Here is a 15,120-nt window from a genome sequence, read left to right as displayed (position 1 = left end):
GTTATGAAAATTTGTTTACTGGTTTGCGTTTTAAAATAACTATCAGTACGATTACCATACCGATACCGATGAAAATAAGTGGCAGGATCGGGATGAAACTGCGTAAAATGGACGGCGTCTTTTTATCCCTTTCGAGCATCAGTGTGGGGATGTCGCGGGCAAGTTGCGAGAGCTGGAGGGTATCGAACCCATTGTAAAAACCGCGTAGCACACGATTGGTATCTATCAGGAAAAAGTTTTCGGTGTGTATGAAAGCGGTATCTACCCCCGGATCGAAAATATTTGCTTTGATCTCTTTATTTCCAAAATCGTATATCTGCTGTTTGTTTCCGGTAACGAACCACCAGGTATCATGATTGGCATTGTATCGGTCGGCAAATTTGCGCAGCTGCGGAACACTGTCGTTTTCGGGATCAACACTTACAGAAAGGAATTGTACGATGCTGTCGTTTTTGATGAACGAATCCTGCAGCTTCTTCATGTTGCGGGCAAGGCCGGGACAAATGCTCGGGCAGCGGGTGAAAAAGAAATCGAGTACGATGATCTTTCCCTTAAGATCATCGAGCGAAACCTGCTGACCTAACTGGTTGGTAAAGGGAATGCTTTTTATCTTATGCCATACGGTATCGTAGGTAGTTTTGCCGCCCTTTTCTATTTTAGTGATACTATCGGGGAAATAATGTTTCGGAATGTGAACGGCGTCTTTGCTATAAAATTTTACGATATAATATCCGCAGAGCGGCAATAATATGGCCAGCAGCAGGGCGAGAAAAGCGGTCTTCTTCATCTTGAAAATCTATTGTTGATGCCGGTGAGGAATGAAAATATTTTACGCTGCAAAGGTCGGTGTTTACAGTATACATTGAGGTTCCGGCAACGATTAATTCTGAAAAAAATCACGCAGATCCCGGTTTTTCTTTTCTCAAATTGCCTCTCTGCCAAATACACATCTTGCTTACGGCACAAAAAACGTTCATTCGTACCGTAGGTACGATGTGTGGTTGAGGTGTTGTACGATGGTGCCGGCAACCATATCATTGCGGGATGAAGAACGATCTGGTTATCAAACAAAAAGCCACCGCTTTCACGATGGCTTGTAAATATTATTGGAAATATCAATCTTTCTTTCCTTCTGTTTTTGCAGGAACAACGTGTTGCTGTTCGGTGGCCGGCTTGTATTCCCTGCTGCCCCCGTTGGTGTTACGCAGGTTTTTCCAGCTTTCGCCATCCCAGAGGAACGCGATGATGAACCATATGAACAATGCCAAAGGCACGATGATGGTCATGATAAAATTGCGCACTTCGCTGCCAAGATGCATGAAAACCGAAACGATGTAATAAGCTTTTGCTAAGGTAAGGATACACACCATCCCTTTGAAACCCAATACAAGCGTAGCATTCGGATGCTCCCCTTTATGGATATTATAAATGGCAAGCCCGATGATCAATTCGATTACAGTAAGAACCGAAAGAATTATAAACGTTCTCCAAATGGCTTTTGTTCCTCCGCTATGGTCTGGTGCAAATGTTATTTCCGGAGATATAGTATGTTGGCTCATATAATAATTTCAAAAAGTGATCGAATGTTTGTTGTTGTTAGATTAGATAGAAGCAAAGGAATACGAATACCCAAACCAGATCCACAAAATGCCAGTAAAGACCTGCTTTTTCTATCATTTCATAATGCCCGCGCTGATCAAAATGACCCAATCTTGTTTTGATATACATTACAATGTTGATGATCACCCCGCTGAATACGTGGAAACCATGGAAGCCGGTAATACCGAAAAAGTAGCTGCCGAATGCAGGACGCCCCACTGTATTCACATGCAGGTCTGCTGCCTGTATGGTGCTGATAAGTTGATCATGTGACATTGCTGCCGCATCATGGTGTGCCGCACCGCCGTGGCCCAAAGAATTCACGATATTAATAAGCTGATCATGGGGCGTTTTTTGCAAAGCAGCCAATACCTGGTCGTGTGGTACAGCTACACCCCATGGGTTTGATTTTACCGTAGTAGCCAAAGTAGCCAACGTGCCGTCATGCATCAGGGTAACGTGTTCGCCGGTGAGCAAATGCGTCCATTCCCAGGCCTGGCAGCCAAGGAAAGCCAACCCGCCGATGATGGTCATGATCATATATTTCTCTACTGCCTTACGGTTCATCTTGTGGCCTTCGTGTACCGCCAGTACCATCGTAACAGAACTGAAGATGAGGATGAAGGTCATAAGACTCACGAATGCCAGTGGCAGGTTTGCGTGACCCGCAAAAGGGAATGAATTGAACACATGGTTCGGATCGGCCCAGTCGTTCACACTGAAACGAATGGTACCATAACTGATCAGGAATGCACCAAATGTAAAGGCATCACTCATCAAAAAGTACCACATCATTACCTTCCCATAACTGGAGTTGAACGGGCTTCTGCCACCGTTCCACCATTTTGTTCCTGCCGGAATTGCTGTTGTTGACATAATCTTTAATTCTGGTTAAGAAGACAACCGACGACGGACAACCGAACGGCGATGACTCTTTTATGTTTAAACTATCTTTTTGACGACGGACGACCGACGACGGACAACCGATGCTATTTAATTATTTTTGTTACGTCTTGTGTTTGCGCCACAGGCAGAATCAACATTCACTCATTGCCGCATTCACCCATTCACTTACCTGATCATTACGAGAAATACCAACAGGTAGATCCATAGTATCCCCACAAAATGCCAGTAGGTGCTGATCAATTCTACCGGTACACTGCTGTAGCTTCTTACTTTGGTATTGAATGCTTTCAGCGACATCACGATAAGTACGATCACCCCTCCCAGCACGTGCGCTCCATGCAAACCAACGATCACATATAAAAAATCGACCGAGCTTTTTCTGCCCAGGGCTAACCCCTGCTGCACTAATTCCGAAAAACCTACCACCTGCAAAGCCACAAATACAATTCCAAGAATCAGTGTAGCCAGCATCAGCGAGCGGTATTTTCCCATCGCCCTTTCCCTGAATGCTTTCAATGCCATCCAAAGGGTAACACTGCTGAAAGCCATCACGGCAGTGCTGTACCAGAACGCCGAAGGAAGATCAAAGGATTCCCAGTTGGCCATATTTCGTTTAACGATATAGGCACTGGTAAGCCCTGCAAACATCATCAGGATGCTTCCAATTCCTACCCATAAGGTGAACTTATGCGGGTGTATCCTGTTTTTCCTGTTATCTATCATCACTGTATTCATTCTTCATTCTGCCACCGATGCCGGACGACCGACCACCGATGTTTTTTATATTTTAATCAGAACGCACCACATGCACGCTCCTGCATTCTTAATTTTTAATCCTTAATTCATAATTGTTTTCCGCCAGCATGCTTGTTTCCCGTTGTTTCTTGTTTGCATATAAACTAAGAAAAACGATCATCAGGTAGAAATAAGAGCTGAACATCACCCTTCTTGCCGATGGGATATCCATCTTTAAGAATAACCTGATACTCACATACACCATGAACAGGTTGCAGGCCAGAACGATCCACATGCTTTCTACCCCGCTCATTTTGTAGAGGTAAGGTAAAAACCCGACAGGTATCATCAATGCGCTGTAGATGATCGTCTGCAACGCCGTGAATTTCGTAGGCCCTTTATCACCCGGCAACAATTTGAACCCTGCTGTGGTATAATCCTGGTGCGCTATCCAGGCTATTGCCCAGAAATGCGGGAACTGCCACAGGAATTGAATCCCGAACAATATCCATCCACCTGTCCAGTCATTCGCGTTGCCATCTCCAAAACTCGCCAGCCATCCGATGAGACAAGGCAATGCGCCGGGGATTGCCCCTACCAGCACAGCGATGGAGTTGATTTTTTTCAACGGGGTATAAATAAACCCATACAAAACCAGACTGAACAGGCTCACCAACGCTGCTTCCATACTGAAAGTATACATTATGTATATTCCCAGCAGGCCTGCTACCGCTACAAATACCCACCCTTCTGTAACACTCATCCTGCCGCTGGCGACGGGCCTTTTGGCAGTGCGTTTCATCATGGCGTCGGTATCTTTTTCCAGTATCTGGTTGATGCCGTTGGCGGATCCTGTTACCAGCATGCCGCCTGCAAAAAGTAAAAGAACTTGTAGTAAATCAAATTTTATATTCGGCGCCAGCAGGTAACTTACTACGGTACTGAACACTACCATAAAACTTAGCGTGAATTTTATCAACAGAAAGTAATCCTTTACTTTGCTTGCCAACGTAAACGACGCTGAATTGGTTATCGTATTGTTCTCCTGCATGTATAATATGCCAATTTGCAAATTTGCAGATCTGCAAATTTTATTTCAACCTTTATTATTTATTTACCGCTCTTCTCTCCTCCACAATAATTTGCACGTTTGCAAATTTGCATATTTTTTAATGGTGCTTGCTTTCATCATCTCCCACCGGAACATCCTGTGGAATGAAATCCTTTCCGTCTTTTGCATAATCATATGCCCAACGGTGTACTTCAGGAATTTCACCTGGCCAGTTACCATGACCCGGACGGATCGGAGTGGTCCATTCCAGGGTATTTGCTTCCCATGGATTTTTGGTGGTCACTTTCCTTCCTTTGAAAATGCTATAGAAGAAGTTGAAAACAAACAACAACTGCACGGCGAATACGATCATCGCCACAAGGCTGATAAATTCGTTCAATCCGCCAAACATTTTGAATGATTCCCAGTTTGAGTAATCATAATAACGACGAGGCATACCCGCCAAACCTTCGTAGTGCATTGGCCAGAAGATCAGGTAAGCACCGATGATGGTTACCCAGAAATGGATATATGCCAGTGTATTATTTAAATATGTTCCGAACATTTTCGGATACCAGTGATAGATACCGGCAAACATTCCGAAGAAAGATGCCACACCCATTACGATATGGAAATGCGCAATTACGAAATAGGTATCGTGCAGGTGAATATCCAGTGCAGAGTTACCCAGGAATATCCCGGTAAGACCCCCGCTGATGAACAGGCTCACGAAACCAATCGCGAAAAGCATCCCCGGTGTAAAACGGATATTACCTTTCCAGAGGGTAGTCAGCCAGTTGAACACCTTGATAGCCGATGGTACCGCGATCAGTAATGTCAGCAACACGAACACCGAACCGAGGAACGGATTGAGGCCGGTTACGAACATATGATGCGCCCATACGAGGAATGCCAGGATTGTGATGGCAAACATCGAACCCACCATCGCCATGTAACCAAAGATCGGTTTGCGGCTGTTGACAGACAGGATCTCTGATGCCATACCCATGGCAGGTAGGAGAATGATATATACTTCGGGGTGACCAAGGAACCAGAATAAGTGCTGGAACAGGATGGCACTACCGCCTTCGTTTGGTAATATTTTACCTGCCACGATGATATCGCTCAGGAAGAAGCTGGTTCCGAGGTTCCTGTCGAACAGCAACAGGATGGCGCCAGACAACAATACAGGGAAAGAAAGTACGCCCAATACAGCGGTGAAGAACAACGCCCATATTGTGAGAGGCATACGGGTCATGCTCATACCTTTGGTACGCATGTTCAAAATTGTGGTGATATAGTTCAAACCACCGAGCAGAGACGATACGATGAACATCGCCATTGCTACCAGCCAGAGATCCATACCTATTTTGCTACCAAGGCTCGCGTCGCCCAAGGCGCTCAACGGAGGATAGATCGTCCAGCCGCCGCTTGCAGGCCCTGTTTGTACAAACAAAGAAGAAACCATGATGATAGAAGCCAGGAAGAAAAACCAGTAGCTCAGCATGTTTAGCATCGGCGAAGCCATATCCCTTGCCCCGATCTGTAATGGAATGAGGAAGTTGGCAAACGTACCGCTAAGGCCGGCTGTCAATACGAAGAACACTAGTACGGTTCCGTGCATGGTTACCAATGCGTAATAAAACTCGGGATGCAGCTTACCACCTTTTGCCCAATGACCAAGTATATCTTCCAGCCATGGGAAAGTGCTTTCAGGATAACCCAGTTGTAAACGGAATATCACCGAAAAGAAACCGCCAATGATAGCCCAGATGATCCCCGTAATAAGGAATTGCTTGGCAATCATCTTATGGTCCATGCTAAACACATATTTGGAAATAAATGTTTCATGGTGGTGATGTTCGTGATGTGCATCGGAATGGCCGTGTGATACTACATCGTGTGTTGAAGCTACGCTACTCATAATCTTTAATTTTTCTAAACCGGGTGTTCTTAATATTATTAGTGTGCTGCAGACATATTAGCAGCTACTGTTGTTGTCTTTGTTGTGTCGCTGGTTGCTTTGTTGGCATCCGGATCTTTGTCTTTGAACAAAGTAAAGTATTCAGGTTTTTGTTCAGACAACCATTTTTTGTACTCCGCTTCCGAAACTACAGTGATAGTACCTCTCATGGAATAATGCCCTTGTCCGCACATCTGATCGCAACTGATCTCGTAAACGAAATTCGGGTTGCCTGTTCTAACCTTCATTTCTTCGGTGGTGTATTTTGGTGTAAACCAAAGTGTGGTCGGGATACCCGGCACCGCATCCATTTTCAAACGGAAATGCGGAAGACCCACATCATGGATAACGTCCTGTGCATGGATGACAAATTTTGCAGGCCTTCCTACAGGCAGGTACATATTTGCCGCTACGTGGATATCATCCCAGCTTGCCGGGTCTTCGAAATCTACTGCAAGAGAGTTTCCAGAAGGCTGATTGTATTTTCTGTAATCAATTTTGCCCAATACACTGTCTTTACCCGGGTAACGCATATCCCAGCTGAACTGGTGACCAGTGATCTCTACCACTACCGCGTCTTTTGGAGCATCGCCGGTGATGAGGAACCAATGTTTCAAACCGAAAACCACTAATACTGTCAGCACGATAGCTGGAATGGTGGTCCAAATCAATTCAAGTTTTGTATTGTGCGGGAAATAAAATGCTTTCCTGTTATCTTTTTCCTGGTATTTGAATGCAAACCAGAACAACAGCACCTGTGTGATCACGAAGATGATACCGGTGATGGTGATAGTTACATACAGCATTGTGTCGATCTCTTCGCCTTCAACGGAAGCAGAACCCTGTGGAAACAAAGTCTTGCCATAGTACAGGTGATTACAATACCAGGCGCCGATAAGACCGAGCACCAGGAATGTGATCAGCATGAACCCATTGATCTTGTTATTCTGCTTGCGTGATTTCTCCTCACCTTTCAGCACACTTACATACTCGCTTGCTTTCGCAATCTGGAATATGATAATGAAAATCATTACAGCGATGACTACCACAAAAAAATCCTTCATTTGATAAAATTTTAGCGTCTTTCAATGCCTTTACATTTTCAAGACCTTTTTAATTTTTTTTGTCTGCGCCACAGGCACGACCTACAACTTTTGTATTTTGTTTTTCAGTTCGCTCCACAGGCGCGAACCTACATTCTTAATTCTTAATTGACTATGTATGGTGTATCATACTTTCTTTCATGAAAGGATGATTTTTCGGCACCAGTGAATTTTTCGTGATATAACGTCCTACTCCCCACATGATCACCCCGATGAAGAATGCTGCAGAACCGAATTCGAAGAAGCCCAGTTCAGCATGTTCGTGTAAAGTGCCCGGCATCACCATCTGGAATACATCGATCCAGTGACCGAAGATGATCATCACTGCAGTAAGCGTTACTACCGTCCAGCTTTTCTTGGTCGCTTTTTTCATCAGTATCAATAACGGGCCCAGGAAGTTCAGCGCCAGGTTCAGGAAGAAGATCCCGTGGAAAGGACCGCTTTTTTCAGCAGTACCGATACGGTCAACGAAATACCTTGTTTCTTCCGGCTGGTTACTGTACCAGATCAGCATATATTGAGAAAACCATAAGTATGTCCAGAATACGGAGAACGCGAACATGAACTTACCGATATCGTGCAGATGCTCGTCGGTAACATATTCCAGCTGTCCTTTGCTCCTTAAGTAAATAATATAGATGGCTATCAGCGACATGCTCGCCACGAATGTGCTTGCAAAAACATACCAGCTGTACATGGTACTGTACCAATGCGGATCGATGCTCATCAGCCAGATCCATGGAATGGTAGAAGCTACGGTAAGTCCGAAGAATACCGTGTATAAAGAAGCCCAAACCGTATTTTTCCAAATCCATGCTTTTCCTGTTTCGTAATCCATGGTGCCGTTCTTATCCGTATCAAGGCTCAGCTTGCGCATTTTGCGACCAAGCAATGACCAGAGGACGATTGAAATTGCAGACCAGGTGATGTAAAAACCAGGACTGAGGAAAGCGCTTTTTGCTTTCAGTATTTTATCGTGTGCAACCGCTTCTGCATCCAGCCAGTGATAGATATCTGTACGGTGGCCTAAAACGATGCAAAGCAATATGATGAAAGTAATCAATCCGAGTATAGGTACCACGCTGGAGATAGCCTCAGGAACACGGCGCAGGGCAACCTGCCATCCGCCCATTGCCATGGTAGTAACACATATAAAGAACATAGAAGCATTTACCAGCAAGAGCCAATACACACTATTCTGTAAAAGCACAGCCCAGAAACGGGTAGCCGCCACATTTTGACCATGGCCGCCATGAGCAGTAGCATCGAATGCAAAAAAGCCGTACACAATCGTCAGCAGCCCCACGATAAGAAGGATCAGGGTCCACTTTTTATAACTTCCCGGTAATACAAATTGATGGTTGTTCATCTAAAAAAATATTTTGTGTTAATGCTTCTGAATTATTTTGCTGTTTTTGCCGTGCTGTCTGTTTTTGCCGGTGCTGCTGTTGCTGCAGTAGCTGCTTCTGCTTTAGGTTGTAATGTTCTTACATATTTAATGATCGACCAGCGCTGTGCCCTTGTAAGCTGTGATGCATAGCTACCCATGTCGTTTTTGCCATAAGTAATGGAATAAAACATCGTTCCGTCTGCCATCGCCACGTAGTTTGGCAAAGTAAGGTTTGCGATCGCACCGATCTTTGAGCTCAGCGGGCCGTTACCGCCGCCTTTTTCACCATGGCAGATCGCACAGTTGATGTTGAACAACCTCCCTGCTTCCGCCAGCTGATCTTTTGTCAAAGAATCGATCGGGTTCTTCACTGTTCCGCTGATCTTGTAGCTGTTGGTATCGTGCGCCAGCGGGTAAGGATACAGTTCGCCCCTTTTCAGCGTACCTGATGGAGGCATGCTGTTGTAAAATATCTTATCGCCACCTTTGTCGTTGATGTCCATGGTAAATTTAGCTGTATCGTGTTCTGCATAAGATTCATACGCACGGCTATAGGTCATATCCGGCATGTAGATCTTACCTGGCTTACGTTTGCTGTCGCAACTCGCCACGCTTACTGCAACTGCTGCTACCAATATGGCTGTTATATAAGTAAATCGTTTCATTTATCAATTTATCAGCCTGCGTTTTACAGGCGGGTTAATAATTCAAATTAATATCCTGGTTCGTCCCTGTACAGCTTTTGTTCTTTGTCGTAACGACCGATCCACCAGCCGGTTTCAGCTACCTGCACATTGATCTCTTTTGCGCCGGCATTCTGAAGGAAATTTTGTACTTCATTGTCGTCTGTTTTATCGCTGCACTCAATGGCCATTACAAAAAGGTCATCAGTTGCCCTTGGGTGAAAATGATGTTTTTTTACAAACGGGGCCAGGTTACACAGGTAGCAAAAAGTAAGCACCATGCCCACGGCAGAAAACAATACAGTCAGCTCGAACGTGATCGGGATCCAGGCCGGCAATGCGAAATGCGGTTTACCACCGATGTTCAACGGCCAGTCTTTGGTAAATACCCAGCTGATAAATGTAAGCGCTGTGGTAGTACCGGTGATGGCGTAAATGAACCCTGCGGTATGCAGGCTCGTTTCGCGGATACCCATTGCGTGATCCAGGCCATGCACAGGAAATGGTGTGTACACATCATGGATCTTGTATCCTGCTTTGCGAACATTCTTCACCGCGGGAAACAATACCGCTTCGTCATCGAATGAACCAACTACAAATTTTTTTATTCCTCCAGCCATAGTATTTAGCTTTTGCTTTTTTTAAACCTTTTTGAACTTTTGAACTGTTCTAACTTTTTGAACTATTAATGTGCGTGTTCTACCTCTTCTATATAAAACTTCTCTGCATCCGCCCTTTCGATATCTGTCATTTTCGCTTTATAATTTTCACCGCTCGTTTTCAGGATCGACTTGATCTCTGCCAATGCAATCACAGGGAAATATTTAGCGAACAGGAAGAAGCAGGTGAAGAACAACCCGAATGTACCGAGGTAAAAACCGATCTCATAGATACTTGGGCTATAATAGGTACTCCAGCTCGATGGTAAGAAATCACGGTACACGGAAGTAACGATGATCACGAAACGCTCGTACCACATACCGATGTTTACGATGATACTCATGAAGAAGGTAACCGCGATATTCCTTCTCAACTTCCTGCTCCAGAACAACTGCGGAGAAACCACGTTACAGAACATCATCAGCCAGTAGCTCCAACCATAAGGACTGAAAATGTTGGCCCTGTTTTCCTGGAACACATACATTTCATACAGGTTCTGGCTGTAATATGCACCGATGAAAAGCTCGGTAAGGTAGGCACAACCTACTATGGAACCCGTCAATACGATCACTTTGTTCATCGCTTCGATATGCCCCATGGTAATATAATCCTGCAGGTTCATCACTTTTCTTACCACGATCAGCAGGGTTTGCACCATGGCGAAACCAGAGAAGATCGCACCCGCTACGAAGTACGGAGGGAAGATGGTAGTATGCCAGCCGGGAATTACGGAAGTAGCAAAGTCAAAAGATACGATGGTGTGTACAGAAAGTACGAGTGGTGTACTCAAACCTGCCAGTACCAGTGACAAAGACTCGTGACGTTGCCAGTGTTTGGTACTACCAGTCCAGCCGAAGGCTGCGATACCATATAATAATTTACGCAGTTTTGTTTTGGCCCTGTCCCTTACGGTTGCAAAATCCGGAAGCAGACCAGAATACCAGAACAATAATGATACGGTGAAATAAGTTGAGATCGCAAATACGTCCCACAGCAACGGAGAGTTGAAGTTTACCCAAAGCGGGCCGCGGGTATTTGCATAAGGTAATACGAAGAACGCCATCCACACACGGCCCATATGCCAGATCGGGAACTGACCTGCGCACATTACCGCAAAGATCGTCATCGCTTCAGCCGCACGGTTCACACCGGTTCTCCAGCCCTGGCGGAAGAGCAACAGGATCGCAGAGATCAGCGTACCCGCATGCCCGATACCTACCCACCATACGAAGTTGGTGATATCCCAACCCCAGCCAATGGTTTTATTAAGGTTCCACTGACCGATACCGTAGGTTACCTCACGATAGATCGAGTACACCCCGAATAAAAGGAGTGCCACACTAATCCAGAAGCCGATATACCAAAGCCTGGTGGGCTTCAGCTCTATCGGGCCAATGATATCTTCCGTTACCTGGTGATAGTTCTTGTCGCCATCTACCAGCGGTTCCCTTTGTTGCGATTCGTATTTCAGTAATGACATATCTTTTATTAAGCTTTTTGGCCTGACTTGATAACCTATTGGCAATCAATAAACAGTAATTAATTTTATTTAAACTAAGCTTCTATTTTTTCCAATTTCAACCTAAACTTTGAAAATTTTTTGTGTCAATTGTCAAAGTGCTGTTGGCATTTTGACACAAAGAATTATTTCTTCGTTCTTAATGATGAGCCGGTTCAGCTACTTTTTCTGTTGTTGTTTCTTCCTCTTCTTCCAGACCGATGTGCCTGTCTGTATTCCTCACTTTAGCCAGGTAGCTAACGTTTGGCAATACGTGCAGTTGTTCCAGTACGTAGAAGTTCCTGTTTTGATCCTGCCTTGCTTTGTACACATCGCTTTCTGTATCGTTTACGTTACCAAAAGTGATACAATCGCTTGGACAAGCCTGGGCGCAGGCAACTTTTACATTGCGGACCATGGTCGGGTCCTGGTGTTTCTTCGCTTCCAGTTTGCTTTCCTGAAGACGTTGTACGCAGAAAGAACATTTTTCAATCACACCACGGCTACGTACGGTAACATCCGGGTTCAGCACCATCCTGGTCAGGTCGTCATTCATCTGAAGGATCACTTCATCTGTATCTACACCGATCAGTGGTTTCTGGTTGTCAGCAAAACTGTCTGATCCGTTGAAATCAAGCCAGTTGAAACGACGTACTTTATAAGGACAGTTATTAGCGCAATATCTTGTACCGATACAACGGTTATAAGTCATCTGGTTCAACCCTTCGCTGCTGTGGTTGGTAGCGGCTACCGGGCAAACGTTTTCGCAAGGCGCATTATCGCAATGCTGGCACAACATCGGCTGGAATACCACATCCGGGTTTTCCTGGTCGCCGGTAAAGTAACGGTCGATCCTCAGCCAATGCATTTCATGTGCACGTTGTACCTGGGTTTTACCCACAACGCTTACGTTGTTTTCTGCCGTACATGCTACAACGCAGGCGCTGCAACCGGTACAGGTATTGAGATCGATGCTCATTCCCCATTTGATACCAGGTTTTACGTGGTCGGGGTACATGGTAGCATCTTTTGCGAAATCTGTTTTACCGTATGGAGTGGTGTTTGCCCTTTCCAATGCGGCTTCCGCCAGCAATGCTTTCGGGTTTTCCACGAAGCTCTTCAGGTTGGTTTCGTAGATCACCGGCCTTTTTTCTGTATAACCATGCACCTGTGTTTGTGCAAGCGCATAAGTATTACTGGTCTTTTCGAAAGAAGCTGAAGCTGAGTATACAAAGCTCACACCATCAAATGTTACCAGGGGGTAAGCATTTTTACCGGCACCTGTAGCGGCACGGCCGATACGTTCGAGGCTTACTTTGTTTTCTCCATCCTTATCTGCGGCACTGCGGCGGCCGTAACCTACTGCTATCGCGATAGTGGAGGAATGTATACCAGGGATGATCAATGCCGGCAATTCCAGCACATTTCCACCCACGGTTATTTTCACTACCGGTTTTTCCGGTGTTACTTCGTAACTATCTGCCTCGCGCTGATTTTTTATTACATCGATTCCAAAAATTTTGTGTGCCAGTTCAGGGTTCATCATCGCGTAATTGTCCCAGGTCACTTTAGAGATCGGATCCGGAACTTCCTGCAACCATGGATTGTTGGCCTGTGAACCATTTCCGATGGAGATCTTCTGGTAAAGCACTATTTCAGTAGCGCCGCCTTTGACAGCCGCGATCTTTGCAGCAGCTTCTGCCAGTTTACCAGCGTTGTAAGTGCCTGCTGCTATTACAGGAGTAGCTGGTTCTATCACACCATCCTGCAATGCTTTATCCCAGGTATCAACTGTACCCAGTTTAGACATCCAGTAATTTTTGTAATAAGTTTCGTATTCTCCATTACTGTCAGAAGTGGGCACAGGTGTAACTGCCACCGCTGAAGGCCTCGTAGTATCCTTTGCCGCTGTTGCTGCCGGAACAGTCGTTGCCGGAGATTTGGTATTTCCGCTCCATTTCAGCAATGAAGTCTGGAAAGGCCTTGTTTTGAACAGTGGGTTGATGATCGGCTGTATAAGGCTGATGTATCCTGATTTTGGTTCCGCGTCACCCCAGCTTTCCAGCCAGTGTGGGGCTGGGAGGATGAACTTACATTGTTCGGCCGTTTCATCCAGGGAGCCGTTGAAAGAAACGCTCAAAGGAAGTTTGGCGATATCTGCCGCCAGTTGTTTTCCTTGCGCATAAGTATATACAGGGTTGCTGTCGTAAACGAACAAACCGCCTATAGCGCCTGCTTTCAGGTCGTTGGCCAGTTGCACCATATCGGTATCAACACCTTTGCGGATGTTGGTAGTAGACCCCCAGTTGATAGTAGTACCATTTGCGCCGATCGCTTCATTGATCGCGTTTACCACGATCTGAACATTCGCGTCGTTGCTGCCGGAAACCACCAGCGCACTTCCTTTGCTTGCTGCAAGAAGGGCGGCAGTTTTGTCGATGCCGGCTTTCAATTTAGCATCGATGGCCGGAGCGGATACCGCTACCCCCAGTTTGGCTGCGAGGTTCAATGCGATCGCGCCGGTTTCGGATGGTTTGTGCATGTACCTGTCATCGGCGTTGCTGCCGGTAAGGCTCATCATGCTTTCGAAGTGGATGTGACGGCTGAGTTCAGGGTTTGCCTGGCCTTTCACTTTCCTGTTGTCTGCATAATGTTTGCTGTATTCAGTGCTGTTCAGCCATGTTCCGAGGAAATCGGCGCCCAGGCTCACGATCACTTTTGCTTTATCGAACTGGTAAGAAGGGATAGCCCTTTTACCATAAGATGCTTCATTTGCCAGCAACATACCGCTATGGCTTACTGCATCGTATTGTACGTGGCGGCTGCCCGGGTATTTCGCCAGGAATTCGCCGATGATCTGTAAAGTAGAGGGTGAATGAATGGTAGAGGTAAGGAGTACCAATGGTTTGCTTCCGATAGCGCCGATCGCCGAAGCGACCATGTTATCAAATGCGTCGAAGCTGGTTACTTCTTTGAATCCTTCGCCGTTTTTCTGTAATGGGTTACGCAAACGGATCGGGTCGTAAAGATCAAGTACGGAAGCCTGTGCCTGAGCGTTGGTACCGCCTTTGGTAACGGAAGAAAGTTCGTTCCCTTCGATCTTGATCGGACGGCCATCGCGTTGTTTTACCAATACGCTGATCGCGTCGCCACCATTTACATAAGTGCTGGCGTAAAAATCCGATACCCCCGGGATAATGCTATCCGGCCTGTTGAGGTAAGGTACCGCTTTACGTACCGGCATTTCGCAGCTGGCCGCGATCGCAGCCGCAGCAGTGCTGAAGCCTAAATATTTAAGAAAGTCTCTTCTCGGCGTTTTCGCATCCAGTAATCCCTTCCCGTCCAATTCTTCCAATGGCAGCAGCTCTTCCTGAAATTCTTTCTCTTTCGCCTGCTGAAAACGTTCAGAATCTGTAAGGTCTCCGAAATTTTGCCAGTACTTTTTGTTACTCATAATTTATTTTCAAATATGCAAATGTGCAGATGTGCAAATGTGCTAATTATAAATTGTTACTTATTTCTCTAAATGAAC

General features: G+C 45.6%; 12 protein-coding genes. All 12 read right to left on the bottom strand.

The genetic code is table 11. The annotated features are described in order from the left end of the window. Position 1: 1 nt before the first annotated feature. Positions 2-787, bottom strand: coding sequence for an SCO family protein (locus EGI32_RS01335; RefSeq protein WP_255153554.1), 786 nt, complete (start codon positions 785-787; stop codon positions 2-4). Between the two features lie 328 nt (positions 788-1,115). Beyond that, entirely contained in the window at positions 1,116-1,559 is a 444-nt protein-coding gene (locus EGI32_RS01330; protein WP_255153553.1) for a cytochrome C oxidase subunit IV family protein, read from the bottom strand. A gap of 37 nt (positions 1,560-1,596) precedes the next feature. Then, entirely contained in the window at positions 1,597-2,475 is an 879-nt protein-coding gene (locus EGI32_RS01325) for a cytochrome c oxidase subunit 3 (protein WP_255153552.1), read from the bottom strand. Between the two features lie 195 nt (positions 2,476-2,670). After that, the gene (locus EGI32_RS01320; RefSeq protein WP_255153551.1) at positions 2,671-3,240 is read right to left on the bottom strand and encodes a heme-copper oxidase subunit III; all 570 of its coding nucleotides are present in this window, start codon (positions 3,238-3,240) and stop codon (positions 2,671-2,673) included. Positions 3,241-3,328: 88 nt separating this feature from the next. After that, entirely contained in the window at positions 3,329-4,291 is a 963-nt protein-coding gene (gene cyoE, locus EGI32_RS01315; RefSeq protein WP_255153550.1) for a heme o synthase, read from the bottom strand. A 118-nt stretch (positions 4,292-4,409) separates the two neighbouring features. Next, the gene (locus EGI32_RS01310) at positions 4,410-6,215 is read right to left on the bottom strand and encodes a cbb3-type cytochrome c oxidase subunit I (RefSeq protein ID WP_255153549.1); all 1,806 of its coding nucleotides are present in this window, start codon (positions 6,213-6,215) and stop codon (positions 4,410-4,412) included. A 38-nt stretch (positions 6,216-6,253) separates the two neighbouring features. Further along, positions 6,254-7,318, bottom strand: coding sequence for a cytochrome c oxidase subunit II (locus EGI32_RS01305; RefSeq protein ID WP_255153548.1), 1,065 nt, complete (start codon positions 7,316-7,318; stop codon positions 6,254-6,256). 151 nt (positions 7,319-7,469) lie between these two features. Continuing rightward, entirely contained in the window at positions 7,470-8,726 is a 1,257-nt protein-coding gene (locus EGI32_RS01300; RefSeq protein ID WP_255153547.1) for a quinol:cytochrome C oxidoreductase, read from the bottom strand. Between the two features lie 32 nt (positions 8,727-8,758). Then, positions 8,759-9,412 (bottom strand): cytochrome c, encoded by a 654-nt coding sequence (locus tag EGI32_RS01295; protein WP_255153546.1) that lies wholly within the window; start codon positions 9,410-9,412, stop codon positions 8,759-8,761. Positions 9,413-9,459: 47 nt separating this feature from the next. Next, complete coding sequence (locus EGI32_RS01290; protein ID WP_255153545.1) at positions 9,460-10,050, bottom strand: DUF3341 domain-containing protein; 591 nt, start codon at positions 10,048-10,050, stop codon at positions 9,460-9,462. A gap of 65 nt (positions 10,051-10,115) precedes the next feature. Continuing rightward, positions 10,116-11,570, bottom strand: coding sequence for an NrfD/PsrC family molybdoenzyme membrane anchor subunit (gene nrfD / locus EGI32_RS01285; protein ID WP_255153544.1), 1,455 nt, complete (start codon positions 11,568-11,570; stop codon positions 10,116-10,118). Between the two features lie 178 nt (positions 11,571-11,748). Continuing rightward, positions 11,749-15,042, bottom strand: a complete 3,294-nt coding sequence (locus EGI32_RS01280) for a TAT-variant-translocated molybdopterin oxidoreductase (RefSeq protein ID WP_255153543.1) — start codon at positions 15,040-15,042, stop codon at positions 11,749-11,751. Positions 15,043-15,120: the final 78 nt, after the last annotated feature.

Source organism: Ferruginibacter sp. HRS2-29 (assembly GCF_024343615.1).
Lineage (GTDB): Bacteria > Bacteroidota > Bacteroidia > Chitinophagales > Chitinophagaceae > Ferruginibacter.
The sequence above is the reverse complement of the archived record's forward strand: the minus strand, read 5'-3'. Positions and strand labels throughout refer to the sequence as shown.